The following is a 26,423-nucleotide window of genomic DNA, read 5'->3' as shown; positions in this document are numbered from 1 at the left end:
CAGCTTTCATATGCAAGCTCATTAATCATTCAAGCCCATTTATATAAGTGCCCATTTTTATGCCTTTTACTGCTGAAGAAGTCAACGCCCTCAATGCTCAAGAAAACGCCTATCCGATTGAGTTTTTTCAAGCATTTGCGCAACAGATTACTGTCTACGAAGATGATGATATTTGGGTGGTTGATAAGCCTGTAGGTCTGTTGAGTGTCGATGGCAAAACGCTCAAGGTCAGTTTACTGGCAAGACTTGAGCGTGCCAATCCCGCAGTCAAGCTGATTCATCGTCTGGATATGGATACCTCAGGGCTGCTCATTTTTGCCAAAAATGCTGCCGCGCAAACCCATATTAGTAAGCAATTCATTGAACGTTTGCCACAAAAAAAATATCAGGCACGCGTCTTTGGAGAGTGGGAGCGTGTCGGCGCAAAGGGTGAGATATCCGTACCAGTGCGCTATGAGCCAGAGACGAAACCGCGCCATATCGTCGATCCTAGCTGGTCAAAGCATGCCTTAACTTTATATGAAGTCATCAGCCATGAGCAATGCAACGGTCAGACAGTCACGCGCGTAATGCTAAAGCCTGTCACCGGTCGTAGTCATCAGCTGCGCGTCCATATGGTGCATGTGGGTCATGTGATGATTGGCGATCCTATTTATGCAGAAGGTATGGCTTTAGCGATTGCGCCAAGGCTTAATCTCCATGCTCAGCAATTGCGTCTCAAGCATCCTACGCTTGGTGCGTGGATGGATTGGGAAAGCCCAAGCCCTTTTTAAATGAATTTATGTCAAATTTTTTAAACCCATCATGCAAAAACAAGGAACGTATTATGCTTGATATGACGGCAGCCAAACAGGCAGTTAAGAAACGCTTCAAACCTCAATCGGCACTCTCAGACACACCAGTGGATTATGAAGTACTGATTATCGGTGCAGGAATTGCCGGTATTGGTATGGCGTGCCGATTGCAGCAGCAAAAACACAAAGGACTGTTTGGTCATAAAAATCCAAGTAAGCAGAAACGCAAATCATCAAAGCAACAGCAGAAAAGTGCACAGCGATTTTTGGTGTTAGAAAAACGAGCAGATTTGGGTGGTACATGGGATTTATTTACCTATCCTGGCATCCGCTCTGACTCTGATGCCTTGACGTTTGGCTACAGTTTCAGACCATGGCTAAACCACAGGATTTTGGCAAAGGGCGATGATATTAAAAACTATATTGCTGATACGGCGCGTGAGTTTGGTATCAGCGAACACATTCGTTATCAGCATGAGGTTCAGCAACTATCTTGGTCTAGTGATAAGCAGCAATGGACGGCGATGGTAAAAAATCATGCTAGCGGTGAGGTATTTACGGTAACAGCAAAGTTCGTCGTTGGCGCCACGGGTTACTACGATTATGAGCAAGGTTATCGTCCTTCTTTTAATAAAGAAGCAGATTTTCAAGGTGAAATCATCCATCCGCAGCATTGGCAAAATGTGGATTATGACGATAAGAAGGTAGTTATTATCGGTAGCGGTGCCACAGCGATGACATTGCTGCCAGCTTTGGTGGATGAAAAAGGTGGGCAATGCGCGCGTCACGTCACTATGCTACAGCGTTCTCCCACGTATGTGGCAAGTGTACCGGGCGATGATTATACGCTTGATTGGCTAGCAGGCAAATTTTCACCGCTATCAAAAGAGCAGGCTTATATGCTGTTGCGTACGCGTAATGTATTGATTCAACAAGGCACTTATCGAGCGGCTATATTGGCACCCAAGCTTATGAAAGCGTTATTAAAACGCGGTGTCAAAACAGAGCTAAAAGGTAGCGGTATCAATGTGGCGCATTTTGTACCGGACTATAATCCTTGGGATCAGCGGATATGTGCGGTGCCAGACAGTGATTTATTCAAAGCATTGCATGGCAAACGCGCCAGCGTCGTCACCGATCAAATCAGTCATTTTACCAAGACGGGCATCATGCTCGAATCGGGTAACTCTCTCGATGCTGATATCATCGTCACAGCGACAGGACTAAAGCTACAAATGCTCGGCGGTGCCAAAGTATATATTGACGGGCAGGCGATAGATATTGGTTCGCGCATGACTTATAAAGCAGTCATGATTGAAGATATACCAAATATGGTGGCACTGTTTGGTTATACCAACGCCTCATGGACGCTAAAAATCGATTTGGCGTGTCAGTATGTGATGCGGCTGCTGGGCTATATGCATCAGCATCGCTATCAAGTGGTATTGCCACAAGCGCAGACTAAAGATGCCAAAGCGCTTACGCAGACAGATACCGTGATGGGCGCGCTATCCTCAGGATATGTCAAGCGCGCTCAACACGAGCTACCCAAGCAAGGCGATATATATCCTTGGCGGGTGACAAACAACTATCTAAGCGACCGCATCATGCTCAAACATCGCAAAATAAAAGATGATTGGTTACGTTTTAGTCGTTAAGGTCGCTTGGTTACAGTCGTTTGCTCAATGTTTTTTAATGGCTATTAATAAAATCAGCAACTTGTTTGCTTAAGATCTGCCACAAGGTTTCTTGGGCACTTTTGCTGCCCCACGCATTATGCGGGCTAAATATAACGCGGGGATGCTTGGCAATGGTCAATAAAGGGTCGTCAGCGGTGATGGGCTCTTGCTCAAACACATCGCTGGCATAGCCGATGATTTGCTCATTGTTAATGGCATCGGTCAGTGCTTGGCTATCGACAATACCACCACGGGCGACATTGACGATGAGCGGCTGTTTGACCATTTTTGCTAAAGTATCTGCATTAATCAGGTGCTGAGTTTTCTCGTTTAATGGGCAATGTAGGCTCAGTACATCAGACTGTGCCAGTACGTCGTCAAACGCGGTATAGTCGTCATTGCGCGGTGCGCGTCCTTGCTGCTCCGCCCACAATACTGTCATTCCAAAAGCGCGTGCAATGTCGGTCACGCGTTTGCCGATGGTACCAACGCCAATAATACCTAGCGTTTTATCTTCCAAATCTATCAGCGGAATATCCAGTAGGCAAAAATTACCGTTTGCTTGCCATGTGCCATCAGCGACTTTTTGATGATAATAAATACCCGCGCGCATGGCGTTGAGCATGAGCATAAAGGTATGTTCGGGCACACTTTTGACTGCATAACCTGCGACATTATAAAGCGCCACATGGTGCTCAACACAAGCGTCTTGATCGACGTTGTTCATACCAGTAGCGGTCAGTTGAATGAGCTTGAGCTTGGGCAATTTGCTTATCACTTCAGCGCTGATTTGCACTTTATTGGTGATAATGATGTCAGCGTCTTTGCAGCGCTCTACGATAACAGCAGCATCTTTTGGGGTGTCATCATAAGTGAGGTAATCGCTGATGCCGTCTGGGGCTGGCAAGTCGATGCCATCAGAAAAGGTGCCTTTATCTAAAAAAACCGCGCGCATGGTTATTCCTTATCTCATTATTATCGTAAATGGGGCTTTAGCTGCTACTGGCTTAATGTAGCACGTTGGTGATTTTAGTCAAAAAGGTCGTCAAAAAATCCATCAAAAAAGTACAAAGCAAAAAACCTCTACTTCAATATTGAAATAGAGGTTTTGTTGATTGAGACGGTAGTCTTTTGTGCTTATTTGGTTTTATGGACTTATAAAGAAAAGCGTTTACGCAATTTGCCAATAAGGCTACGTACGCGACTGCTCAAATCAATACGCACATCGTTTTCAGGGTCATGCTCGACTTCATAGCGTTTGACCAAGTCAGGGCTAGCTTTTAGCTTCGCATGATGCTGAAATGCACGGTTGACGCTAATCTCAAGCAGGCTGGCGCGCATCGGTTTCGGCAAGCAGCGATAAACCTGACCTTTATTAATCAAATCAATCAGCAAGCCAGCGTCTTGAAATTCAGTCTGTACCAAAACCACCAAATGCGGCGCATCTTGCTTTAAGGTAAAGATAATCGGCGCGATATTCTCACCGCTGACATTGATATCGGTGATACAAACACCGATATCTTCATTCGCCAAATAATCGTACGCTTCTTCTAAACTCTTAGCGTGCAGTACTTTATAACTGTGAGAAAATTGCTTACGTATTTGCTCAATCAACTCATTGGTTTCATCAATCACTAGCAGTGTTTGCTTATTACCTGAACTGTCGAATTGGTCGGCATCTTCGTCTGGATTATAGGTCAAGGCGATTTCGGTAGCGCGTCCGACCACGGTGATCAGCTCTTCAGATTTACAAGGCTTGGTCAAATAACGATAAATCTCACCATCGTTAATAGAACCAATAATGGCGTTTAAATCGGCATAGCCCGTCAATAAAATACGCATGGTGGACGGTGAGACATCTTTTACTTCACGTAAGATATCCACACCGACTCGCTCAGGCATCCGCTGGTCACTGACCGCCACGTGTACATGGTTGTTCTTGATATAGTCAATATACTCAGTCGGGTCGGTGGTGATAAAGACGTCATGCGTTTTACGAAATAGCAGTTTCATAGACCGTAAAATGCGTTGTTCATCGTCGATAAATGCCAACTTCGGCTTTGACTCAGTGCTGGTTTCAACTGTGGTCAAGTCATTCTCTAATTCATTCATGATGATATCCTTATGATGATGAATAATAGTCGTTAAATATCTAAATATGTTCTACGTAACAGGGCAGCTGACCCAGCGCTTACGCGACTAGGTTTTGCTCTGTTAAGTTATTATTAATCGGCAGTATTAACGTAAAGGTGGTGCCAACGCCTTCGGTCGATACGACTTTGATATCGCCATTATGTTGCTCCATAATTTGCTGGCTGATTGCCATACCAAGACCAGTGCCTTCGCCTGCGCCTTTGGTCGTAAAGAACGGCTCAAAGATTTGATTGAGAACTTCTGGACTCATACCTTTACCGTTGTCGATGACATCAATATAAACATGGTGATCATCGGCACGGGTGCGCACTTCGATTTTGCCATCAGGTTTTTCTCCCATGGCTTGCGCGGCATTGTTCAGTAGATTGACCAAGACTTGGTTGATTTGCGACGGTGAGCATTTCACTTCAGGCGTGGGCGCAAAATCAGTCACAATCTCTTGATGTCTGATAGAGTTGCCAGCGATTTTAAGCGAGGCTTCGATACATTCGCGCACATCGATGGTTTTCACTTTTGACTCATCAAGACGGGCAAAGTTGCGTAGATTTAGTACCATCTCAGTGATTTGCTCGACGCCAAATAACGAATCTTTAATCAGCTCTTTTAATTCAGCTGACAGGTCATCTTCTTGGATTTCATCAGAAGCACGGATAATATCCGCTAGTAGCTTGTCAATTTTGCCATCAGTCGCCGCATCAGTTTTAACGCTTTTTAATCCTTGTACCAATTCAATCAGCTCTTCGTATTGCTCAGTTAACTGACCAATAATTTCAAGGTTATTTTGCACGTATGATAAAGGTGTGTTCACTTCATGAGCAACGCCTGCCACCATTTGTCCCAATGTTGCCATTTTTTCTGAACGAATCAATTGCAACTGCGAGTTTTTCAGCTCTTTTAGCGTTTCTTGCAGCTCAGCGGTACGTTCTTCGACTTTAATCTCTAGCTGTTGGTTAATGTTGGCAAGCTTACCTTCGTTAGACTGGATTCGGTCTAGTAGGTCATTAATAGAGCCATTCACCAGTCCAATTTCGTTGCGACCTTCTGCGAATTTAACCTCGCTCAGCTTATTGTATTGCTTATTATTAATTAAGTTTTCTGCTTCAGAGATTTTATCAGTGGTTTCTTTCAAGGGTTTGAATGCTAAGAAAGTTAGCATGAAGTAAATGACGCCAGCCGTAATCAATAGTGCTAATGCAATCCAGTTAACCAAGTTTTCGCTGAGATTATCGGCAATGGCGTTAATTTCAGCATCAGGTTGGACAACGATCAGCTTCCAATAAGTCTCAGGAATCTCAAAGACATAGGCTTGACTGCCGTTGTAGTAACTGTCTTTTGCCAACTCAAAGCTCTGTAATAAGCGGCTGTCCATGGCGTTTTGCTTATTTTCGCCATTATTTAGGTAAGCGGCGTAGTTCACCAAATAATAACCCTTTGCCGTACCAGTCTCAGCTTTATCAAGTGTGGTCAGTACCTGCTGAACTTGTGGTGAGACGCTAGCGGCGACTTGTTCGATGATCTCATTACGTTGGACATCTAAGAAATCAAGCACGGGTTGCCAAGCAGGGTCTGAGTTGATGACTTGTTTGATATCAAGCGGCGTACCCGTTTTCTCATCAATATAGCTTAAGCGTTCAGGGTTAGAGGAGGCGATCACCTTGTCACTATTATCCAAGAGTAGAATGTAGCCTGAGCCTGAGCTTTCGCTTAACTTGACGATGTTCTCTTGTAGCTGATTCAGCGTAAAGTTAACCGTACTGGCACCCCAAAACTGATTGTCACGCTCGATTGCCACGCCGCAGCTCATCGCCAGCTCGCCTTTGGTTTGGCTGGCGCGCACATGGTTCCAAATACAGCTCTCAGGTTTGAGCAGTTTTAAGACACTAAACCAATCTTCTTGATAATAAGGGTTGGTAGGATTTGGATCGCTTAACACCGCTTGATAATCGCCGTTTTGGCGCACCATCAAAAATGGATGGGTCGCGGTATTTGCCCCAAGTGCGCCTTTTTCAGGCCAAATACCACCACTACCTAACAGGCTATAATCACGCTTATCAAAGGCATTAGCAGTACTGGTTTGTAAAATCGCCTCTTCTGTGGGCAAGGTTTGCGCGCTTTGCTGTAGTAGTAAGGCACTACGCATCACCCGATTGATATCGGCTGAAATACTATTTACCGCGGTATTGCCACGTTCAGCCACCAATTTTGCAGATTCAAGGCGGATTTTCTCATAGCCCTCTTTATCAACAACATAAACGACGACCGCCAGTACGACCGCAAAAGCAATAAATAAAATAGTGGTTACTTGGGTACTGACTTGATTAAAAAAGCCAACTTTTTTGGAGGCACTCATGATGGTGATAGTCCTTGGATAATAGTGACCACGAAGAAGAGTGCCAATGCTAGGTATTGGTGGCAATCAATCAGGTGGTAATGCGTAATCTTAATTAAAATGGTCTGTACATAATGGCAAAAAATTAAAACTATAACTTTACTTTTATAACTTAACAGACTTAACTATTGATATTCTTATAACTTAAAGGACTATGAAAGGCCATGCTATGCCCATAAATCCTTAAGGATAATCAATCATGAATACTAGGCGGCAAAAGAGTATGGGTAGACGTGCGTTTGAATAATTCAGGTAAGAAAGAAGAAATGTTCTATTGCATTTCTTAACAATACAGAATCAATTTTATAATGACAATATTTTTTCTTTACTTGCGAGTCGTTATCTTATTGTTTTATATGACCAACTTATGCTTGGCGTTGATATAATCTTGCAATAATCTGCTCTTGAAAAGTCAACTTAGCGCACTCATCTAGCTGCTAACGTTATATAATGGTCGGCTTTATCTTGCGACCTAGCTAATGAGCTGACGCTGCCGGTATGGCCGGTGACCTCTCAGACTATTAAGTAATGACATCGCGCTAGTGATTCACGCTAGCAAATCTCATTATGAGCTATCTATTTTTTCCTATTATCTGAGTACAAAAGACATCGCCCTATGACTATCTCTATCGCTTCATTGCACAATACTGAATTTGCCGTTGGTCAACGTTATTTATCTGATACGGAGTCCGAGCTGGGCTTGGGTGTGGTCATCGATGTAGATGACCGATGTGTGCACATTCTATTTCCACAAAGTGAAGAGACGCGCGTCTACGCCAAAAACTCCGCGCCATTATCACGCGTGGTGTTTAAAGTCGGCGATAGTATTTCTGATCAAGCGGGTAAGAGCTATACCGTAACCGCGGTCGAAGAAGTGATGGGTGTACTCAAATACAGTGTCGATGAGCATGAACGAGGCATTATGGAAACCCGTCTTGCTGCCAATATCACCTTGGCTAAGCCGCTTGAGCGTCTGCTGGCTGGTCGGATTGAGCGTGGTGATTGGTATGAGCTGCGTCAAGATATCTTGCGTATGCAGTCGGCGCTAGCGGGTCATCCGCTTAAAGGCTTGATGGGTGCGCGTGTCGATATCATTGAGCATCAGCTCTATATCGCTCATGAAGTTGGCAAACGTATCGCGCCGCGTGTTTTGCTTGCTGACGAAGTTGGTTTGGGCAAAACCATCGAAGCAGGTTTGATTATTCATCAACAGCTGTTAACAGGCAAAGCTGAGCGTGTACTCATTCTGGTACCAGACAGTCTGCAATATCAGTGGATGATTGAGCTGCGTCGTCGTTTTAATCTAAATTTTGCCTTATTTGATTTGGTACGTGCAGCAGCCATTAAAGAACACGATCCTGAGCAAAACGTCTTTGCCACTGAGCAATGTATCATTGCGGGTATGGATTTACTCCTTGACCACCCTGATTTGTACGACCAAGCGATGGATGCAGGGTTTGATTTATTGGTGGTTGATGAGGCGCATCACCTGCATTGGGATGAGGCGCAAGGCGGCAATGATAAATATGACTTGATTGCTGATTTTGCTGAAGAAACGCCAGGGGTCATGCTATTGACAGCAACGCCAGAGCAGCTTGGGGCACAAAGTCACTTTGCTCGTTTGCGTTTGCTCGATCCAGATCGTTTTGATGATTTGGATGAGTTTATCAATGGTCAAGAAGCCTTTGCTGAAACGGCTGCCGTTGCTGGTGTATTGATAGAAGATAAGCCATTAAGCGACAGTCAAATTGCCGCTTTAAGCAGCTTGTTAGACATCAGTCTTGATGAGTTGGCAACGATTAATGATGACGAAAAATTGCGTACTTATGCGCTCAACGAGCTATTAGATCGTCATGGTACAGGTCGTATTCTATTCCGTAATACCCGTGAAAGTGTGAAAGGGTTCTATGGTCGTAGCAGCCAGCCGTATCCATTGGCATTACCTGCCGCATGGAAAGACAGCTATCAAACCAATGGTAAATTGCGTGAGCAGCTATGGGGCGAAGAAAACCAACCTGATGGTGGCTGGCTAGAAGATGACCCACGTGTACCTTGGTTGATTGATATTTTGCGCGGCGAGCTTAAGCACAAAAAAGTGCTGTTGATTGCCCGTAGTGGCGCGACGGTTGAGAGCTTAGAGGCGGTATTACGCTTACATGCTGGTATTAAAACGGCTATCTTTACCGAGCAGATGACCTTGCTTGAGCGTGACCAAGCAGCGGCGTTCTTTGCTGATAGCGAAGGCGCGCAGATATTGTTGTGCTCGGAGATTGGTTCGGAAGGTCGTAACTTCCAGTTTGCCAGCCAGCTGATATTGTGGGATTTGCCAGCCAATCCTGATACCTTAGAGCAGCGTATTGGTCGCCTAGATCGTATCGGACAAACGCAGCAAATTATGCTCCATGTGCCTTATGTACAGGGCACGGCGCAAGAGCGTCTGTATAAATGGTATCACGACGCGCTGAATATGTTTAATCAAATCTCTCCAACAGCGCAGAGCGTGCAAGAGCAGTATATCCAAGAGCTAAAGCCCATGCTTGAAGGCGCGGATACTGACGAGAACCGTGCGATACTACAAGACATCATCGAAGACGCGAAGCAGACGCGATTGGGGTTAGAGGCACAGCTACAAGCGGGTCGTGATCGCCTATTAGAATACAACTCGTGTCGCCCACGTGTTGCCAAACGTATCGCTGACGCCATGCGCGATTTTGATGGTCATAATCTATTGCCGCAGTTTATTGAGCGCTTTTTTGCCTCAGCCAATATCGATCACAATATCCAGCGCGATGGCTCGTGGGTGATTGCTCCGATTGATAGCACTGAAATTAGTGATTATATCGATGGTCTGCCACTCGGTGACGAAGACGGTATGACGTTGACATTCGAGCGTGAGCAAGCACTACAGCGTGAAGATATCGAATTTATCACTCATGAGCATCCATTGATGCGCGCGATTTATGAGTTGGCGAGTACCAGCACCTTTGGTAATACCACGGTGGCGATGCTAAAAAGTTCTGCTGTACCACAAGGTATGGTACTGCTCGAAGTGAATTTCCGCGTTGAAGCCATTGCGCCAAGGTTGCTCAATTTACCCGCGACGCTGACCACGCAAAATATCCGCGTGTTTATCAGTGAGCAAGGCAGTGATTTGTCCTCGCGTATCAGTGCGGAGATGATTATGCCGCATATTGAGCGTCTGGATAAAAACCGTGCTCGCCAAGTCATTAAAGTACGCGGTGATGTGATTGAGCAGCGTTATTATGAAGCGGAAGAGATTGCCCGTCAGCAGCTTGCTGAGATTGGCGAACAAGCCAGTGCCCGTTTTAGCCAGCAGTGGTCACGTGAAATCAAACGTCTAAAGCATCTACAAACGATTAATCCTAACGTACGTCCTGCCGAGATTGAGCGCTTGGAGCAGCTAAAAGCCCAAGGTGAGCAAGCACTAGGTAGTCTGTTATTAGTCCCAGACTCCATCCGTGTGTTAGTGGCAGTGAAGCCATAAATGTAAATGATCAAAAGAACGAGATGTTTAATAGCATCTCGTTTTTTTATGATTAATATCGTTTATATTAGGACGCGCCCTAAGGCATGTTAAGCAAAAATATCAACATGATATTGCCAAGTGAGCGTCGCTCTCTAGTCAAAGCCATCGATATTGGGTAAGATGTTTATCTTTTCGATTTATAGCCCGTTTGTTATAAAAGGGTAACCGCGTCTCGTGTGAAGTATCACATATACCTTTGTACTCGATTGCTTTGTACTTCTTTTAAGCTGAAACAACTATATAATAAATGCTGGTGATAGCGCTGCTATGACCGTGTTTTTTGCGCTAAAATTTTCGTGTTAAATCTCTCTTGTGCATTTTTAGCAAGTGATTTCATATTATTTTACATTCAAATGCAAAGTGTCTTTTGTCTTTCGCGATATGATATTGATATCGTTGGGTGCGTATTTTCAGATGCTTAGCGTTTTTGATAAAAATAAGGAAACCTATCGTCATGTCCGATTATTCGCAATTGATTGATGAGCTGCTAGCTACTGTAGCGCTTATTGAAGTGACCCCCGATGTCTTTGAGGGTAAGAGCCATGACTATGTTGGCAGTCGTATTTTTGGTGGACAAGTGCTCGCCCAAGCCATCATGGCGGCGGCGCATACACTGGATAAAGACAAACCCTGTCATTCACTGCACGGCTATTTTTTGCGCGGTGGTGATATCACGCAGCCAGTGATTTATCAGGTACGGCGCTTGCGTGACGGTCGTAGTCTGTCTGCGCGTGAAGTGACGGCGATTCAGTATAAAGAGGTGCGTGGTAAAGCGCCTGTTGAGCAAGTCATATTTTCAATGATAGCCTCGTTTTCGCCGATGGAAGAGGGTTTAGAGTATCAAGAGGATATGCCTGTCTATCCGCCACCAGAGGATTTACTGGCTGAGCAAGATTTAAAAGAAGAGTATGTTGGTAAAGTTCCAGACGCACTCAAAGCTCGCTTTATGCGGCGTCGCCATGTCGAAATTAAACCAGTTAAACCGCGTGATCCGATTCATCCAGAGCCAATGAAACCGAAGCAGGCGAACTGGTTGCGTATCCGCGAATTGGGCAATCAACCTGTTGCGATTCAACAAGCGCTATTGGCATTTTCGTCCGATTTTTATCTGGTTGGTACAGGGCTGATGTCACATGGTGTTAGCTTTATGACCAGCGGCTTGCAAGCGGCTAGTATTGACCACTCGATGCATTTCCATCGTAATTTTGATCTAAACGGTTGGATGCTATACGACATGTGGAGTGATACCACGTCTAATGCCAAAGGCTTAAACCATGGGCAGTTTTGGCAAGACGGTAAGCTGGTTGCTACGGTACAACAAGAAGGCCTGATGCGTTTGCGTGTGCCAAAGTCTTAGCGCTAACTGTGTTTGTAAATAACGTTGAATAAAAAGCGACTGAGAATTGTTCTGAGTCGCTTTTTTTATTCTAAAATCTTAACCATTGCTCGTGGCAATCCAAGCGTTGCCTGAGCATCAACAGCATTTAGCCAATTAATATTAATTTGTGCTGCCTGTAAGGCTTCGGTTATTTCAGCCACTTGCTTAGCATTTAAAGTGAATGATTGCGGTGTTAGATACCAATGAAAATGGGTCAGTGAATGTTTAATAGGAGCATCGTCTAATAAAGTTTTACTGACTGCTTTTGCTGTCAATTTATGCTTATCTAACCATTCATTGATAATTTGCTCGGCAGTGGTAAATTCTGCTTCGTATACTTTTTCATTACTGGTCACTTTTAATGATGTATCGTCAATTTCAGTCGTTTTTTCTGCGGCAGTTTTAGTATTCATTTTGCCTGCGGTTTTTTCAACAAACTGTAAAGGTACACTCCATAGTCCGCCCCAAATGCCATTGTCAGGGCGTTGTAGCCACAGTATTTTGCCATCAATATCTTCAATCAATAACGCATTGCTAAACTTGCTGGGTTTGGGCTGCTTTTTTGCCTTGACTGGATAATCCGTTTCGCGCCCCTCAGCATGTGCCAAGCAGTCTTTTTGAAGGGGACATAATAGGCAGGCAGGTTTGCTACGCGTGCATAACGTCGCGCCCATATCCATCATCGCTTGTGCGAACAATCCTGAGTCATCGACAGGCGTTAAACGCTCTGCCAATGCCCATAGCTCTTTGGTGGTGGCAGACTTGGTAATATCACCGTCAATCGCTGCCCAACGCGTCAAGACACGTTTGACATTGCCATCACAAATGACGCCATAACGATGTAAACCCATCGCCATAATCGCGCCAGCAGTCGATGGCCCGACGCCAGATATGGCTTCCCACCCTGCTAGCGTCTGCGGAAAGTCGCCCGTCTCATCAATGACTTCGACCAGTTGTTTCGCGCCTTTATGCAAATTACGCGCACGCGCATAGTAGCCAAGCCCCGCCCAATGCTCCGCAACCGTATCCCATTCTGCTGCGGCTAAATTTTGCACGGTCGGAAAGGATGCCATAAAACGGGCAAAGTAGGGCAGCACTGTCGTTACTTGCGTCTGCTGGAGCATGACTTCGGATAGCCAGACGATATAAGGATTGGGCGCGTCGGTTTGGTGCTGTTGCCAAGGTAGGTCATGGCGACCGTTTTCGGCGAACCAATCGAGTAGGCGCGGGGCGAACGAATCGAGAGAAGTAGAGTATTGAGTAAAAGTATTTTCTATCGTTGTGAGGTTTGCAGTGGGGGTAAGCTGAGTCATATCATCAATTTTTGGCATATTAGTGTATGAATTATAACCGATTTTTGAGAGAAGTGAGTTGATATCGCTGTCGTGCGATGTTTGAGATTACCACGATGTAAGCGTCTTTTGAGTATGAGTGTTAAAAAACAGAGTATGTAACAGAAAACTTAATGTAGAGTTGCAAATTTATAAAGTAAATCTTACAAAATTAAGTGAATTTTGTAGAAAAATTAACTTATCATTGTTGTGCTTTTTGCAAGATTATGACTCTTATTCTCGCTAGGGTCGCAAGAGCACCTTTGAGTTAACGATAACTCATTGTCTGGTTTCATCAAATACGCTTATTAAAGCTCACCAAGCATCATTTCAAACAAACGCTCACATGTATGAGTAATATTTAGGACTCTTTATGAAGTTAATGTCGAACTACTTATCTAAAGCAATATTGGCGCTAGCAGTCATTGGCTGTTCAGCCAACGTTTTGGCCGCCAAACCAAATCTAGTATTACAACAGCCCAATGTTTCTTTAGAGTTGGCCAATGAATTGATCGATGCCACCATGGCAGCCTGTCACGCAGAGGGCAAATCTGCCGTTGTTGCGGTTGTTGATCGTGCTGGTAATTTAATCGCGCTACAGCGTGATGATAACGTTGGTCCGCACAATACTGATGCTGCTGTTCGTAAGGCATTTACGGCATTATCTACCAAAACGCCTTCACGTACGTTGGCGGATAATGCTCGCGCTAATCCAGACTCAAATAACTTGAATACGGTAAATGATTTACTGCTGATTGGCGGTGGTGTGCCGTTAAAGTTTGGCAATGATGTGATTGGCGCTATTGCAGCGGGCGGCGCAGGCGGTGCAGTACAAGATGAAGCTTGTGCGTTGAAAGCTATCGAAAAAGTCATGCCTAAACAGAAGTAGTTGATGACTTAGATATCGTTAGCAGTAGACATAAAAAAGCCCTTAGGGGCTTTTTTTGCATGAGCTCTAAAATAATTTTATGCAGCTAACATTATAGACACAAAGGGTTGTCGATTTATTATTTCCGATTCTTCCGCGTTTTCAAACGACGCAAACATTTTTCTTCTTCTTTGGCGATTCTTTTCTCTTCTGCTGCTAAGCGTTGCTCAGCGACGACGATTTTTTCCGTTTCGGTCATTGCTGGGTTCTCTAACGTGATGCTATTAAATAACATAATAAAAATAACTACTTAACTATGTCGAAAAGTAAGAGGTTGTTGATAGTATGATCGATGTATTTATAGATATAAGAGTTATTGTCTTTAAATTTTATTAAATAATCTGTTTCTGCACTAAACTTATAAATATCTAGGATTTCACTTAATTTCTGAGCCGCACGTTGGCGATCAAAATGGCCTGTAGGCAAGTACAAACATTCTTGCCCAAAGTATTTGTTAAAAATAATGGAAATTATATCCCTTAATCCCAGCTCCTCCACTGAGCTATACTCTGAGACATTGAGCTGAGATGCATTAGTAAAGTGTAAAAACTTAACGTCATCAATTTCTTTATTGTTTATCTCCTGAAATGTTCCTTCATCAATCATATAGACAAAGGATAGGAAAACCATCAGAATTTGCTCAACAATCTGTGACTTACTTTGTTCTTTGTCTTCAAAAATTATTAGAGTTTCTATACAACGAACAGTTTGTTCAATCTTACGAAGTGATAATTCACTGAGATCCAAGAAGGTTGGAATTTCATATATAAATTCATTATCTTTAAATTCTTGAGGGATAACATTACTAGCTTGTACAATCGTTTTAAAGTGAGTAACATTATTTTCAACTGATTTACCCTCAGTACCTTTGGTAGCAGTTGGCAAGTTAATCTGATATTTAAAGAATTTATATAGGTAATCATGAGAGTTGGTCTCACTGCCATAACTATGTTTTATAGTTGCTTTGAGCTGATCAGCATTAGTAATTAAAATAATCTGCACATTTTTAACATCAAAAACATGCTTGATAGTTTCAAGCATCATCACTGCAAAATCTGGCCGACAGCGATCAAGTTCATCAATGAGGAGAATGATAGGGGTTTTTGTTGATATCGAAACAAGAGCAGCTTTCAAGTCAGCTAAATTTTTCTCCGCTTCTACTTGGTCTTTTATTATCGACTCAAGGGATTGATCAATAAGTGAGCTAGAACCATCTTTAATTGCATCAACACCTTCACTAAGGATACTAGGCGCTTCCGCAGCATATTTACCAAATACAAAGCCAACAGCAGCTTTTAAACCTACTCCGGTAATGAGCCTTAAATAAGGTATTGCCTTTCTAATAAATTCGCTTTTTTCATTATCATTACTATGTAAGCTGGCAACTTCGGCGATTAAAGCTAATAGTGGTTCATTAGCATGGTCAGCTTGAAAGGCGTTCACGTAGCCAACTTTATAATTACTGGAATTAACGTCTTCAATAAGGTTTTTGAGTTTGAAGCAAAACTCTGTTTTACCTGTACCCCATTTACCATCAATGATAAGTGGTGAAACATCAATATCTGAATTTAATAACTTAATTATTTTTTCAGCGATAGGCTTACGTGTGAACTCATCTCTGCTGGAAAAAGTTAACTCTCTCATTACGCTGTAATCTGTCATTAAGCACTCTCTATATTTATTGTTCTGGTATACAATACTTATGTTATACAGATAATCTAGACACAAAAAAAGCCCATCAGGGCTTTTATATAGGCAATTAGTATTTTGAGTAATGAGCCTTGAACCAAACCTACTTCCGATTCTTCCGCGTTTTCAAACGACGTAAGCGCTTTTCTTCTTCTTTGGCGATTCTTTTTTCTTCTGCTGCTAAGCGTTGCTCAGCGACGACGAGTTCTTCAGCCTCAGACATGGCAGGCGTTTCAAGCGTAATACGCCCAAGCTTAGCGCTACGTAACTCGTTAATTAAAATCTCAGACATGCGGTAGGTATCGACTTGATTGCCCGAACGTACACAGCCGCGATTGCGTCCAGCGACTTCAAAAAACTCCCAATCAGTCTTTGGTAACGCTTCAATTTTATAGCGGGTTTTTAGCAGCTCAGGATAGGCTTGCATCAAGTATTCAGCGGTATAGCTGGCAACATCAGCGAAATCAAAAGCCGTATCACGAATACCGCCCGTCGCTGCCAGACGATAGCCAGAGTTTTCGTTTTCGACTTTTGGCCATAGCATACCGGGCGTGTCATAGAGCATTATGTCATCGTCAAGTTTAATCAATTGCTGCGACTTGGTGACCGCTGGCTCATCGCCAGTTCTTGCGACAGCACGTCCAGCCAAAGTATTAATCAATGTTGATTTGCCAACGTTTGGAATTCCCATAATCATGGCTTTGATTTGGCGACCCGTCCCCACTTTATTGGGCACAAGTTGTTTACAGATGGCGATGATACGTTTGACATCATTGGCTTTATCAGTATCGCAAGCAATGGCTTTCACACCGCTTTGCTGCTCAAGATAGTCCATCCACGCTTGGGTCAATTCAGGATCAGCAAGGTCGGCTTTGTTCAGGATTTTGATGACGGGTTTTTCGCCGCGCAATGCCGCAACCATTGGGTTTTCACTACTATATGGGATACGCGCATCGATCACCTCGATGACCAAATCCATCTGCGGCATGATTTCTTTGATTTCGTTACGGGCTTTGTTCATGTGCCCAGGGAACCACTGAATACTTGCTCTCTTATCCATCTGCTTTCATAACCTTTTATAAAAAATGAGCAAAGTAAGACGATCGTCATTTACTTTTCATGGTGTCCAGTTTACTACAGAACCACCTTGCTCACGCTACAATTTCACTTAACCATCATGTGAAGTCGTGATTACGTCTTATCTGTTATTCTAAATTTCACGTACGGAAAATTTAAATATCAACTCTTAAAGCAACCTCTCTTTAACAGCATTAGGTAAGAGACATAGGGATGCGATATTGAATAGCTTGGCTATAGCTTTAAGCTTAATATTAGGTTAAGTGTCTCTTTTTACTTAATTGATGAACTATTATTTATAATAAAGCTTTATTTTTTGACAAAAAACTCTAGAATAATCAAAAATAAATTAAAAAGAAGTCAATATGAGTCATGTTGAAATGAGAGATATTAGCTCTCTATCAGAACCAATACTACAAATTCGTTTCCCTTACTTTAAGAAAATAACACCTGGTACTTGTATACGGTTTGAAAATGCTCTGACTGTTTTAGTTGGTCCCAATGGATCAGGAAAAACATCCGTACTGCAGGCTCTATACGGCTGTCCAAATAAGAAATCTGTTGGTGATTTTTGGTTCTCAACTTCAATTGATCCTTTCCTAAGTGGGGGAAATGATATTCATAGATTTATATACAAGTATAAACCTAAAGGATTAGGAGACGAAGTAGAGGTTTTAAAAAACAGAACAAAAAGAAAGAACAGTCGTACAGGAGTAGATAACCCTGACTATTGGGAACCCGCAAAACCAAAAATTTCAGATAATATGCTACATATGCCCACTACTATAACTTCTAGGGCATCACCCCACAGGACTAATACTAGATGGAATGCGGTTAACAAAGAGGTCGTTTATATTGATTTTAGAGCTGAAATTAGTGCTTTTGATAAATGTTTCCATTTCGGTCATTACAATAAAACTTCTAAAATTGATTCCATACAGGATTTTATTCGCACTCGTTCAAGTGCTTTGAAGCCCGGAATAGATAAAAAAAGCCAAAGCCATACTTGGCATTCAAGAAAGATAAAAGAGATAAAAGATATTACAGAAATGCAATTAGGTTGGATTAATCAGATTTTAAATAAGGAGTATTCATCTGCAACAATAGTGACGCATAACTTTTTTGGGAGTATGAGTAACACAATTATTTTTAAAGAGGCTACAGGGCAATACTCTGAAGCTATGGCTGGAAGCGGCGAGGTTGCAGCCACAAATTGCGTTATAAAGGTTACAGAAGCAACAGAAGGGTCAATTATATTACTCGATGAGCCAGAAGTTTCTTTACACCCTGGAGCACAATCAGAGCTTCGTAAATTATTACTAGAAAAAATACGGACTTCTGGATGTCAGGTGGTTATTTCAACGCACTCTCCCAGCTTTGTCGAAGGACTTCCAAAAAATGCTATCAAGCTGTTCTACAAGAATAAGGCAGCTGGAACTTACTCTATATTAAACGAATCCACCCCTGAGCAAGTATTTCTTAGAATAGGTATTAAAAATAAAAATAAAACGACCATCTTTGTAGAAGATAAATTAGCTAAATTAGTTGTAGAAGAGGTACTAAAAGAAATAGACTCGCAAGCTTTATCAAATTTTGATGTGTATCAATCACCCGGTGGGGCTAAAAATATAATTAAACACTACTGTCTTGATTATTATCTTCATGCAAATCAAAATTCTTTTGTGCTTTTAGATGGAGATGAGCAGCCTAAAGTTCCTCCCATACAATCAAGTAGTATTAGTGAAGCAGAGGAAGGAAATCTTGATAGTATTCTTAAAAATCATACTAATGTATGCGGGAGTTCGTTTAAGCTTCCTATTAATACTAGTCAAGGTGCGAGAGAGAGCAGTGAAGTAAAAGAACAAAAAATTAAAATGAAAAAGGGGATATTAGATGCATTTTATACTCATTTTAAGTTTATGAATATAGATACTCCAGAGGAACTTATTTGGAAAATATCAGATCATACGCTGGTAGCTAATGAAGATTATAGCAATATAGAAAACTATAAAAGCAATTTTGAGAGGGTAGCTAAGAAAATTAATGAAGATGCCGACTCTAATTTTATTTATAAGATACAAGAAGGTGCTTTAGCTAAACGAAATATCGAGAGTCCTATTTGGCTAGCATTTAAGGAAAATATTAAGCAACAGTTTCAAATTATTGAACAGCAGGATTAACTGTAGCTCGAAAGATATGATGTCACTAAAGTAGTATATTTTATAAATTGAACAAATATTTTTATCATTTTTGATATTGGATGTTACTGATAATTCTATTAATCCATTTTCTTTTCTAAAATTAATTTTATATGATTTATTAGTACTTGTGCCATCGCGACGGGTACAGCATTTCCAATCTGTTTTGCCATCGCTATTGAGCCACCAGTGAAGATGTAATCATCTGGAAAGGTTTGTAGGCGTGCAGCATGACGCAAAGTAATACCATGATTTAGCCAAGGATGCACAAAGCGTCCTTTTGAGGGATTATTACACCCTGCTGTAATTGTGTTTGCTTGTATATGTGGATAAATACGGCCATAGACATCTTTATGGCCTTTGTAGTTTTTGTGACAGTCCAGCTCTCTGCCTGATTCGTCTCTATCACCTAATAATGGCGTATTTTCAAAGACTCTAGTCAATGTTTTAGAATGAGTCATACTTAAGTTACATGAATCTTGAGGATCGATATTTTTGCCCCATTTTAACGATGCAACTACCTGATTTGACTCCTCTTTAGAATGTCCAAATTTTTCTTCAAGTCGCTTTCTAAACGTATCTAAGACCACTTTATTTGGTTTTTCAAAAGCAGATGAAGCGGTTAACCATGGAGAGTCACCAGATTTATGGTGGGTTGGGGATGGTGGCCAATCGATATCTTCTTGCATTACATCATCACGAAATGCAAATATAAAAGCACGTCGACGATTTTGAGGTACGCCATAATCACGTGCGTTCAAAATAAGCGGTTCACCAGCAACGATTGTATAACCATGTTTCTTGGAAAGATTTAAAAAATCTTTAAGATATTTCTCGTGACGAGGCCATAGCAAACCAGGAACATTTTCGACTAAGAAAGATTTAGGTTTGAGGTGCTCAACAAAATCGAAATAACGAATAAGTAGGGCGTTTCTTGGATCATCTTTACCTGAGTCGTTAATACGATGAGAAGAGAAGCCTTGACAAGGCGGACCACCTAAAAGAATGTCTAAATTACCTTTTCTTATTCCTATATCATTAAGAAGTGAGTCGATATCAAACTCAGTAATGTCTTTAGCGTAAACCTGTGTTTTTGCATCTAGTCGATCTACTAAGTTATTTTTATAAGTTTCAGCTGCATGTCTATCAAATTCAATCGCAGCAAGTACATCCACGCCAGCATTATGGGCTGCAAGCGAGAAACCACCAGCTCCCGAAAACAAGTCTATTGCTGTCAACTTCTGTACCATTTTACACTCTCAATAATCAAAACGATGACAATTATACTTAAGTTATAGCTCCATGAGTAGCTAATCCCACTACTGTTGAATTCGAGTTTGTAAAGTGTCAGTGATTACCTTTCTCAGCATGTTTTCTCAAAATTGTCATACATTTTTAAAAGCTACTTTTGAGCCTGATTTTCTATTTCATCGCGTGCTGGAGGTAACGGTGCAAGATAACCAATTAATAGTATTAAACTGCCTGCGCCAAGGAAAGATATCACCCGCCAAATTGCTTCGGTCTGCGACAGGTCAACCAATACCAGTTTGAGTACGACAATACCTAATAGCCCGATGCCCATAAACCAAAGCGTCCGCTGCCAATAGCGACTGGCGACGATGGTGGCGACTAAAGCTAAGAGTGTCCATAAAATGGTCAGCCCTGTCTGCACTTGCTCGCTATTCCATGCGCCGCCCTGAGCGCTGTCCCAAAGCGGTGTACCGATAAAGGCATGTAGCGTTCTGACCAACATACTGGAAATCAGCCAAAAGCTAATAAGTCCCAAAATAACCAATAAATAATCGGCGGTAAATATACGCTTAGTTTGGGGGGCTGCACTTGATTCGATAAGACTCTCATCGCAGCGATGTTGGCTCATGTAATATAAACTAAACCCAACCAATAGCGTCAGCCATGAGGTAATGTCGTATAAATTCAATAGTGGGAAGTAGGACAGTCCCCAAATTACACCATCATATGACCAGTTGGTAATGATGACCCAACATAAGGCAATGGGCGCAAAGATAGCCGCGCAGCTCAATAGCGCTTGTTGCCAATCAAACCAGTATAGTGGACTTTGTTTTAATACCTGATTCGTGCGCTTATTTTGCTTACGATAGCTGGCATAACGATGACAGCGCCATAATCCAGCCAATATTAAAATGGCTGGAATCAAGACAGCCATCACGCCAGCGGAATCTGCGAGTCCATAGTGGACGGCGGCAGCAATGATTAGAATGCTAGCTCCCAGCCAGCTTGCACTATCGTAGCGTGACAACTCGGAATGGTCGTACCACGTCTTTAACCAAGATTGTCCAATAATCAACCAACCAACGATTAAACCAGTCAATAGTAGCCAATCTGCTCCTTGCCATATTAAGTGAAACTCGAATTTTTGCGGTAACTGTATGACGAGCATGAGATAAAAGACGATCGATAAGCCATGGCTAAATTGTCTGATTTCTATCCACGAGTGATAACGATTGATTGTCCAATATATGGCAAGGCTGACCAGTGCTGCGAGTGCAATCATGGTCGTCGTTGCCAGTGTCCAACTGACAAACCACTGGTTAAAATCAAGCAGCAGTACTTGTAGTAGCCACGCTATAGCTGTAAAGGTCAAAAATTTTATGAGTATAGGACTGTGCCAAACAAGATTAAACACGGTGCTTTGGCTGTTGATTGAGGTTAGCCATTGCTGGGCGGCATGAGTGCTAATACCTAATGCGTTGGCATAGTTCGTTACTGAATCTGACGTGATGGTTTGCTCTTGGGAGAATGCTAAATTATTGTTTAAGCTACTACTTAAGTCGTTATCAAAGCTGTCGCTGCTATCGTTCAATGTAGTTGGCGAGTTGCTGACGCGTAAGATAAACATCGTTGCTAGATAGCTGATAGCCGAAATGGTTAAGGCCAATGTTGGATAATCCTGAATGGCGAAGACCACTTTTACCATCAGCATGCCGATACTGATTAGCTGCAATAACAAACCAAATAGCACTGACCACGCTCGCAATGAACGCCGTCCAAACCAGACCAGCGCCAGTCCTTGTACTGACCAGCCAAAGGCAATCCATTCAGCATCTAATGCCAGCGGGATCACCAGTGCCAAAAAGCCAAACCCTAATGCCAACATGCCCTCGGTGATTAAAGCATAACGCTGGCTACGCTGCACAAACAACCAGCCGAGTCCTAAATAGACAGTGGCTAAAATAGCACTAGCGATGGTTAAGGCATTAGGAATGTCATCTAATAATGCCGCAAATAAACCAAAGGCTAATATCGGCACTGAAAACAGTAAGCCAGTATCAATAGGGAATACATAGCTGTTACTTCTTACGTGAACGCTATCTAAATGCTTTACGTTGTCTGCGCTCTCTGTCTGGATGATGTCTGTTTCATTAAGAGTATTGTAGGCAATGATTTGTTGGGCATAGCGAATGACGACAAACAGATATAGCAGTAAGTGTAAGGTGACCAGTAGGACTAAAGACCAGCGCTGCGCCTCAATGATCGCGCTCAAATTTTCACTGATGCCCCAGTAGTACGCCAACCCAAAGGTCACAGTGACACCGAATAAATTCAGTATTTTCCATGGGCGGTAATGCGCAATAATCGCAATCGTCACGTTCAATAGTAGATAGTAACTAAACAATATCACCAAACTGCCCGTGTCTTCACTGGTCAAAATAGGCGCAAAAAACCCACCCGATAATGCCAACAACGCCAGCGGAAAAGCGTTTTGACGCACGGCGAGTGCAATGGTAATCGCAGATAATAGCCCAAGCCCAATAAAGCTCGGTAGACTAGGCAGAACTTGGTAAACGCTATAGGCAAAAAAGGTCGTTAAATACGCAATCGCTAAGCCTGCGCCTTGTAGAGTGATGCCATAAGCAAAGCGATTTTTTGCCAATTTTAGACCTAATGCTGCTAGACCTAAACCGAGGATGCCTATCGCTAAAAGCTTGGACGCTATCGACACTTCGATATAGTCGCTTAACAAGCGAAGTAGTAGCACCACACCGATAAGTAAGACGATCACGCCAACGCGCACGACTAGATTGCCGCCAAAGAACCAGTTTTTGATGGAGTGAATCAATGAAGTGACGATAGGCAGTGAGCGCTCATCCGGCTCTATGGGTGATGGTTTTTTTGGAGAAGGGGCTGGTTTCGGGTGAATCGTAGCAGTAGATAAAGGAGGTGCTGAGTCAAATAGCTCCTCGATAATAGGTTGAGGCGAGTGAGTCTCAGCTAGCGTTTGAGTCATTGGTTCAGTATGAGCATCTACGTCATTGTCGGCGTTATTATTCATAGAGCTGACACGGTGTTGCTGCGCTTGTAACTCATCTTGCAGTTGCGTGATGTCTCGTTGAAGCTGATCAACGCGTCGCTTTAGTTTATTGTAAAAAACGATAATCACTACTAGACAAACAAGCAATACAAATCCGCTGATATCAGACATAGCGCTACCACACCGTTACTCAATATTTGATGGCTTGATGATGACTCGATTTCAAAGCAAACACAAGCAAAGCGCTCATCAAAATAAACGGGTTAGCCCAAGACTATTCGTTCACGATTATGGAGCTGACCTTGATGCTTTATAAACTAAGATATTTAAGCGGCATATAATTTATGTCTTTCTGATAATGTACATTCACGTAGGGTTAGATAATTCACCATACCTGAGACGATACCTGCAATAACACCGATAATAATTAAAGCTGAAATCAAAGATACTTCGACCGTACCTGCGTATTTTTGCCATAGTACAGCAAGAGAGGTCAATACCCCAAAGGTGAAAAATCCATGCTTTATCGTCAACCAAAAAGCGGTTGGAAAGAAGGCTACTTTTTTTTCTTTGATACCAAAATAAGCCACCATAGTTAAAATCATGGCTAACGTAATCGATAAGGTAACGGAGGTACCGAGCACCGTGTCTTCATTATTGGTAATAGAGTCAACAGATATTGCGATTGATGAGTATGTTTTTAAGAAGAAATATTGTATGCCGCCGTTAATGAAGGCATTGATTACGCCAGTAAGCATAGCGCCTTTTAGCAATTTTGCGTTTAATGTTGTTGTCATGGTTTATGTTCCAAATCCAAGCGGGTAGGTTTATGCATAAAAAATACTGAGTAGATAAAATCCTACCCAGTATGGTCGAATGCTCAACACGCCTTAGTATGTATCGTTTATAAATTTATGATAATAATAATGACTGAGTTTATGAGGTTGGCATTTTACTTTTGTAAACGCCGCCGCCATTGACTGTCAGTTCAGCACCAGTAATCCAAGACGCTGCATCACTTAACAAAAACGCCATCGCTTGAGCGATATCTGCTGGCACACCACGTCGTTTTAGGACGATACCTTTGACCACATTATCGATCATCTCTTGGGTATAACCGGCTTCTTCAGAGGAAGCACCATTATCTACTGTACCAATAATTAATGAGTTAAAGCGCACTTCAGGACCTGATGCGACCGCCATACTTTTTACCATATTTAGCAAGCCCGCTTTAGCTGTGCTGTATTCGATAAATTCTGGCGATGGTGTATTACCAACCATGGATCCAGAAAATACCACAGAGGCGTTTTCTTCTTGTTTTAAATACGGCATACATAAACGAGTCAAATGATAAGATCCCAAGGTGTTGAGCTTATACGCATTGACCATTTTTTCGGTGGTAGATTCCCATAAGGGCGTATTTGCACCCCAACCGACGTTGTTGACTACTGCAGAAATCTTGCCGAATTTTGCAATAGTTGCATCGACCAAGGCTGCAATTTGCGTCTCGTCAGTAAAGTCGGTTTTCATGCCTAAGGTTGCATTGCCTGTTTCTTTTTCGATATCAGCGGCAATTTGCTTCACTTTATCTTCATTTAAATCAGCGAGGACAATGTTGCCTCCTAATGAGCTTAAAAACCGTGCCGCCTCGCTACCAATAGCGCCTGCTGCACCACTGATAATGATGGTTTTATGATGAAAGTCGAATAGTTGTTGGATGGTTTTCATGGTTTTACCTTATTATTAGTGAGTGATTAGAGAGCTATCAGCAAGTGGTGTGACCGATTATATGAATCACGACTGTGTAATAATCATGTTAGCGTCTTAAATCCTTACTAATAGTAAGCCTTTGTAAGTGTGTAATGACCAATATGGATTTGTTTACGATAAAAAAAGCAGAGTGCGGCGGGCGCACTCTGCTATATGTTGGGTTAATAGATAGGGGTTAATAAATAGGGGTTAATAAATAGTGTGTTAATAACCTGAAAACAGCTATTGATATGCCTGATCCAAAGATTATTTACCTAAGTTATTTACCTAAGTTATTTACCTAAGTTATTTACCTAAGTTATTTTCCATAAATTCAAGCATGTTTTCCCAGCTTTGCTTGGCAGCGGCTTCGTTGTAGCCAAGATCAACATCATTTTTAGCAGCGCGCTCATCGGCATGTGGGTTGGTAAAGCCATGTTTAGCGTTGTCATAAACATCGATAATATAGTCAACGCCAGCAGCATCTAGTTCTGATTTTAGACCTTCTATTGCTTCCATTGATACCATTGAATCATCGCGACCGTGAGCAACCAATACGTTAGCGGTGAAGTTTTTATCCGCTGGCTGTTTTGGTGTTGGGTTGCCATGGAAAGTGGCGACCGCTTTTAATGGCATACCTTCGCGAGCCATATCGAGGACGACCTTACCACCAAAGCAAAAGCCAATCGCTGCTAGACTGTCACCATCAACGGCTAACTGGTCGCTAAAGTCATTAAGAATCAAACGGCAGCGCGACATCAGCATATCTTGATCTTCTAATACTTGCTCCATCCACATATTCGCTTGCGCGGCATCGGTGGTCAGCTTGCCTTCACCGTACACGTCCATTGCGACGGCGGCATAACCTGCTTCTGCCAAGCGCTCGACCACTGATTTTGGGTGATCAACGATACCCCACCATTCTGGCGCTACTAAAATTCCCGCAACAGGATGGTCGTTAGATGCATTTTCTGGCAATGCCACATAGCTGATAAGCTGGACACCGTTTTCGGTGGTACTGATTAATTCAAAAGTCTTAATTGACATATTATTATCCTTTTTTATGTGAGGAGTTTTAAGTTATAAAGGTTATTTGTCTGTGTTTTTGCTATATCGTTTTTCTTACTTTTACTACCTTAACGCTCAACCTAGGCAAAAACAGCTATAATACTGTAACGCTCTTTATCAAAATGCTACGGCACCTTTATGACACTAAACT

At 42.4% G+C, this 26,423-nt stretch carries 18 protein-coding genes; 6 read left to right on the top strand and 12 right to left on the bottom strand.

Going from position 1 to position 26,423, the window contains the following annotated elements; all coding sequences use genetic code 11:
* The first annotated feature begins 59 nt into the window (after nucleotides 1-59).
* Together JMW85_RS13875 and JMW85_RS13870 are read left to right on the top strand one after the other, a co-directional pair.
* Nucleotides 60-773, top strand: a complete 714-nt coding sequence (locus JMW85_RS13875; protein ID WP_201582149.1) for an RluA family pseudouridine synthase — start codon at nucleotides 60-62, stop codon at nucleotides 771-773.
* A 53-nt stretch (nucleotides 774-826) separates the two neighbouring features.
* Nucleotides 827-2,452, top strand: a complete 1,626-nt coding sequence (locus JMW85_RS13870; RefSeq protein WP_201582148.1) for a flavin-containing monooxygenase — start codon at nucleotides 827-829, stop codon at nucleotides 2,450-2,452.
* A gap of 34 nt (nucleotides 2,453-2,486) precedes the next feature.
* Here the strand turns inward: JMW85_RS13870 and JMW85_RS13865 are convergent, their stop codons facing one another.
* The 3 genes from JMW85_RS13865 to JMW85_RS13855 all read right to left on the bottom strand — a co-directional run bounded on the left by JMW85_RS13865 (nucleotide 2,487) and on the right by JMW85_RS13855 (nucleotide 6,977).
* Complete coding sequence (locus JMW85_RS13865; RefSeq protein WP_201582147.1) at nucleotides 2,487-3,428, bottom strand: D-2-hydroxyacid dehydrogenase; 942 nt, start codon at nucleotides 3,426-3,428, stop codon at nucleotides 2,487-2,489.
* Between the two features lie 200 nt (nucleotides 3,429-3,628).
* A complete protein-coding gene (locus JMW85_RS13860; RefSeq protein ID WP_201582146.1) occupies nucleotides 3,629-4,585 on the bottom strand; it encodes a response regulator in 957 nt (318 codons plus the stop codon).
* Between the two features lie 79 nt (nucleotides 4,586-4,664).
* Nucleotides 4,665-6,977, bottom strand: coding sequence for a sensor histidine kinase (locus JMW85_RS13855; RefSeq protein WP_201582145.1), 2,313 nt, complete (start codon nucleotides 6,975-6,977; stop codon nucleotides 4,665-4,667).
* A 655-nt stretch (nucleotides 6,978-7,632) separates the two neighbouring features.
* Between JMW85_RS13855 and rapA the strand changes: the two genes are divergently transcribed.
* Together rapA and JMW85_RS13845 are read left to right on the top strand one after the other, a co-directional pair.
* Nucleotides 7,633-10,521 carry an RNA polymerase-associated protein RapA gene (gene rapA, locus JMW85_RS13850; RefSeq protein ID WP_201582144.1) on the top strand — a complete coding sequence of 963 codons (2,889 nt, stop codon included), beginning with the start codon at nucleotides 7,633-7,635 and terminating at the stop codon, nucleotides 10,519-10,521.
* Nucleotides 10,522-11,017: 496 nt separating this feature from the next.
* Nucleotides 11,018-11,920: an acyl-CoA thioesterase gene (locus JMW85_RS13845; protein WP_060491950.1), complete on the top strand. Its 903-nt coding sequence runs from the start codon at nucleotides 11,018-11,020 to the stop codon at nucleotides 11,918-11,920.
* A 65-nt stretch (nucleotides 11,921-11,985) separates the two neighbouring features.
* On the opposite strand, the gene mutY is transcribed toward JMW85_RS13845, so the two are convergent.
* Nucleotides 11,986-13,254, bottom strand: a complete 1,269-nt coding sequence (gene mutY, locus JMW85_RS13840; RefSeq protein ID WP_201582143.1) for an A/G-specific adenine glycosylase — start codon at nucleotides 13,252-13,254, stop codon at nucleotides 11,986-11,988.
* Between the two features lie 391 nt (nucleotides 13,255-13,645).
* Here mutY and JMW85_RS13835 point away from each other — a divergent pair, with 391 nt between their 5' ends.
* Nucleotides 13,646-14,161, top strand: a complete 516-nt coding sequence (locus tag JMW85_RS13835) for a GlcG/HbpS family heme-binding protein (protein WP_228244541.1) — start codon at nucleotides 13,646-13,648, stop codon at nucleotides 14,159-14,161.
* Nucleotides 14,162-14,279: 118 nt separating this feature from the next.
* Here JMW85_RS13835 and JMW85_RS13830 read toward each other — a convergent pair whose 3' ends face one another.
* The 3 genes from JMW85_RS13830 to ylqF form a co-directional block, all read right to left on the bottom strand.
* Nucleotides 14,280-14,435 (bottom strand): hypothetical protein, encoded by a 156-nt coding sequence (locus JMW85_RS13830; RefSeq protein WP_227681896.1) that lies wholly within the window; start codon nucleotides 14,433-14,435, stop codon nucleotides 14,280-14,282.
* 11 nt (nucleotides 14,436-14,446) lie between these two features.
* A complete protein-coding gene (locus JMW85_RS13825; protein WP_201582142.1) occupies nucleotides 14,447-15,862 on the bottom strand; it encodes a KAP family P-loop NTPase fold protein in 1,416 nt (471 codons plus the stop codon).
* Nucleotides 15,863-15,992: 130 nt separating this feature from the next.
* Nucleotides 15,993-16,949 (bottom strand): ribosome biogenesis GTPase YlqF, encoded by a 957-nt coding sequence (gene ylqF, locus JMW85_RS13820; protein WP_045452455.1) that lies wholly within the window; start codon nucleotides 16,947-16,949, stop codon nucleotides 15,993-15,995.
* 382 nt (nucleotides 16,950-17,331) lie between these two features.
* Here ylqF and JMW85_RS13815 point away from each other — a divergent pair, with 382 nt between their 5' ends.
* Nucleotides 17,332-19,146 carry an ATP-dependent nuclease gene (locus JMW85_RS13815; RefSeq protein ID WP_201582141.1) on the top strand — a complete coding sequence of 605 codons (1,815 nt, stop codon included), beginning with the start codon at nucleotides 17,332-17,334 and terminating at the stop codon, nucleotides 19,144-19,146.
* A gap of 98 nt (nucleotides 19,147-19,244) precedes the next feature.
* Here JMW85_RS13815 and JMW85_RS13810 read toward each other — a convergent pair whose 3' ends face one another.
* The 5 genes from JMW85_RS13810 to JMW85_RS13790 form a co-directional block, all read right to left on the bottom strand.
* On the bottom strand, nucleotides 19,245-20,414 hold the full coding sequence (locus tag JMW85_RS13810; RefSeq protein ID WP_201582140.1) for a DNA cytosine methyltransferase: 1,170 nt from the start codon (nucleotides 20,412-20,414) through the stop codon (nucleotides 19,245-19,247).
* A gap of 152 nt (nucleotides 20,415-20,566) precedes the next feature.
* Nucleotides 20,567-23,626, bottom strand: a complete 3,060-nt coding sequence (locus JMW85_RS13805; RefSeq protein ID WP_201582139.1) for a DUF2339 domain-containing protein — start codon at nucleotides 23,624-23,626, stop codon at nucleotides 20,567-20,569.
* A gap of 155 nt (nucleotides 23,627-23,781) precedes the next feature.
* Entirely contained in the window at nucleotides 23,782-24,252 is a 471-nt protein-coding gene (locus tag JMW85_RS13800; RefSeq protein ID WP_055125326.1) for a hypothetical protein, read from the bottom strand.
* A 139-nt stretch (nucleotides 24,253-24,391) separates the two neighbouring features.
* On the bottom strand, nucleotides 24,392-25,183 hold the full coding sequence (locus JMW85_RS13795; protein WP_087813609.1) for an SDR family NAD(P)-dependent oxidoreductase: 792 nt from the start codon (nucleotides 25,181-25,183) through the stop codon (nucleotides 24,392-24,394).
* Between the two features lie 327 nt (nucleotides 25,184-25,510).
* Entirely contained in the window at nucleotides 25,511-26,251 is a 741-nt protein-coding gene (locus JMW85_RS13790) for a dienelactone hydrolase family protein (RefSeq protein WP_201582138.1), read from the bottom strand.
* Between the last annotated feature and the right edge of the window lie 172 nt (nucleotides 26,252-26,423).

The sequence above is a fragment of the Psychrobacter glacincola genome, from assembly GCF_904846075.1.
GTDB lineage: Bacteria > Pseudomonadota > Gammaproteobacteria > Pseudomonadales > Moraxellaceae > Psychrobacter > Psychrobacter glacincola_C.
This window is presented reverse-complemented; position numbering and strand designations above follow the sequence as displayed.

What these genes read in the sequence shown, in the direction of transcription:
- JMW85_RS13875 (WP_201582149.1), top strand. Translation starts at nt 60, where the DNA reads ATGCCTTTTACTGCTGAAGAAGTCAACGCCCTCAATGCTCAAGAAAAC.
- JMW85_RS13870 (WP_201582148.1), top strand. Translation starts at nt 827, where the DNA reads ATGCTTGATATGACGGCAGCCAAACAGGCAGTTAAGAAACGCTTCAAA.
- JMW85_RS13865 (WP_201582147.1), bottom strand. Translation starts at nt 3,428, where the DNA reads ATGCGCGCGGTTTTTTTAGATAAAGGCACCTTTTCTGATGGCATCGAC.
- JMW85_RS13860 (WP_201582146.1), bottom strand. Translation starts at nt 4,585, where the DNA reads ATGAATGAATTAGAGAATGACTTGACCACAGTTGAAACCAGCACTGAG.
- JMW85_RS13855 (WP_201582145.1), bottom strand. Translation starts at nt 6,977, where the DNA reads ATGAGTGCCTCCAAAAAAGTTGGCTTTTTTAATCAAGTCAGTACCCAA.
- rapA (WP_201582144.1), top strand. Translation starts at nt 7,633, where the DNA reads ATGACTATCTCTATCGCTTCATTGCACAATACTGAATTTGCCGTTGGT.
- JMW85_RS13845 (WP_060491950.1), top strand. Translation starts at nt 11,018, where the DNA reads ATGTCCGATTATTCGCAATTGATTGATGAGCTGCTAGCTACTGTAGCG.
- mutY (WP_201582143.1), bottom strand. Translation starts at nt 13,254, where the DNA reads ATGACTCAGCTTACCCCCACTGCAAACCTCACAACGATAGAAAATACT.
- JMW85_RS13835 (WP_228244541.1), top strand. Translation starts at nt 13,646, where the DNA reads ATGAAGTTAATGTCGAACTACTTATCTAAAGCAATATTGGCGCTAGCA.
- JMW85_RS13830 (WP_227681896.1), bottom strand. Translation starts at nt 14,435, where the DNA reads ATGTTATTTAATAGCATCACGTTAGAGAACCCAGCAATGACCGAAACG.
- JMW85_RS13825 (WP_201582142.1), bottom strand. Translation starts at nt 15,862, where the DNA reads ATGACAGATTACAGCGTAATGAGAGAGTTAACTTTTTCCAGCAGAGAT.
- ylqF (WP_045452455.1), bottom strand. Translation starts at nt 16,949, where the DNA reads ATGGATAAGAGAGCAAGTATTCAGTGGTTCCCTGGGCACATGAACAAA.
- JMW85_RS13815 (WP_201582141.1), top strand. Translation starts at nt 17,332, where the DNA reads ATGAGTCATGTTGAAATGAGAGATATTAGCTCTCTATCAGAACCAATA.
- JMW85_RS13810 (WP_201582140.1), bottom strand. Translation starts at nt 20,414, where the DNA reads ATGGTACAGAAGTTGACAGCAATAGACTTGTTTTCGGGAGCTGGTGGT.
- JMW85_RS13805 (WP_201582139.1), bottom strand. Translation starts at nt 23,626, where the DNA reads ATGTCTGATATCAGCGGATTTGTATTGCTTGTTTGTCTAGTAGTGATT.
- JMW85_RS13800 (WP_055125326.1), bottom strand. Translation starts at nt 24,252, where the DNA reads ATGACAACAACATTAAACGCAAAATTGCTAAAAGGCGCTATGCTTACT.
- JMW85_RS13795 (WP_087813609.1), bottom strand. Translation starts at nt 25,183, where the DNA reads ATGAAAACCATCCAACAACTATTCGACTTTCATCATAAAACCATCATT.
- JMW85_RS13790 (WP_201582138.1), bottom strand. Translation starts at nt 26,251, where the DNA reads ATGTCAATTAAGACTTTTGAATTAATCAGTACCACCGAAAACGGTGTC.